Raw genomic sequence first — 1,118 nt, forward strand, 5'->3', positions numbered from 1 at the left:
GGCGGTCTCTAAGCTCAAGTGCATCACTTGGCAAAGAGAACTTGCAATGGGCCAGCACTACGCACACCTCAGCGCCGAAGAGCGCGGCGTGATCATGGTGATGAACGCGCAAGGTGCCAGCGGACGGCAGATCAGCCGCGTGCTCGATCGCGCCTCCAGCACGATTGCGCGCGAATTGCGGCGCAATGGCCATCACAGACCAGGGGCCCGCAAGTTTGGTCGGCCGCGCCTGCTCACGGGCTATGACGCGACTCGCGCGGGCCAGCGCGCCGCACGCTTGCGCGGGCAACCACGTGTGGTGCGCAAGTTTCGTCCAGGCACCGCTTTGTGGCGCCGGGTCGAGCGCCTGCTGCAGCGGCGCTGGTCACCCGAGCAGGTGGCGGCCAAACTCCGGGCTCTGTATCCCTACCGGCCCTGGCTACGCGTGTCTCACGAAACCATCTACACCGCGATCCATGCCATGCCGCGCGGCCAGCTCAAGCGCGAGGTGATCAGCCTGCTGCGCCGTGGCCGCACTCGACGCGGTCGCAAGGCCGCCGGCACCGATGCGCGCGGCCATCTGCCCGATCTGCCCAGCATCCACCTGCGCCCGCCGGCAGCCAACGAGCGCTTGTTGCCCGGCCACTGGGAAGGCGATCTCATCGTGGGTGCCTACAACCGCTCGGCGGTGGGCGTGCTGGTCTGCCGTTACAGCCTGTTCCTGATGCTGGCCAAGGTCGAGGACACCACATCGCTGGGCGTGCTGGAAGGCTTTCGCCGCACCTTTGCGCCCTTGCCCCAGGAGCTGCGTCAGACCCTGACATATGACCAGGGCAAAGAGATGGCGCGGCATGCGCAACTGAGCGAGAGCACCGGTCTGGCGATCTACTTCGCCGACCCCCACAGCCCATGGCAGCGCGGGATCTGCGAGAACACCAATGGTCTGCTGCGGCAATATTTGCCCAAGGGAACGGACCTGTCTGGGCATTCGCAGCGCCAACTCGACGCCATTGCCTGGGAGATGAACAACCGGCCGCGCAAGACGCTCCAGTGGCGTTCGCCGGCCGAAGTGTATTTCGAGCACTACATCAAGGCGCGCGACGGGCTTGCTCCGGGTGATGCACTTGGAACTTGACTGC

Annotated in this window: 1 protein-coding gene; it reads left to right on the plus strand. The window is 65.7% G+C overall.

The window, feature by feature from the left end:
- The first annotated feature begins 46 nt into the window (after positions 1-46).
- On the plus strand, positions 47-1,114 hold the full coding sequence (locus tag ACJQWM_RS14225; RefSeq protein WP_330970004.1) for an IS30 family transposase: 1,068 nt from the start codon (positions 47-49) through the stop codon (positions 1,112-1,114).
- Positions 1,115-1,118 lie beyond the last annotated feature (4 nt).

The sequence above is a fragment of the Novilysobacter longmucuonensis genome (genome assembly GCF_046600735.1).
GTDB lineage: Bacteria > Pseudomonadota > Gammaproteobacteria > Xanthomonadales > Xanthomonadaceae > Novilysobacter_A > Novilysobacter_A longmucuonensis.

Coding starts and splice junctions, on each gene's coding strand:
- ACJQWM_RS14225 (WP_330970004.1), top strand. CDS start 47: ATGGGCCAGCACTACGCACACCTCAGCGCCGAAGAGCGCGGCGTGATC.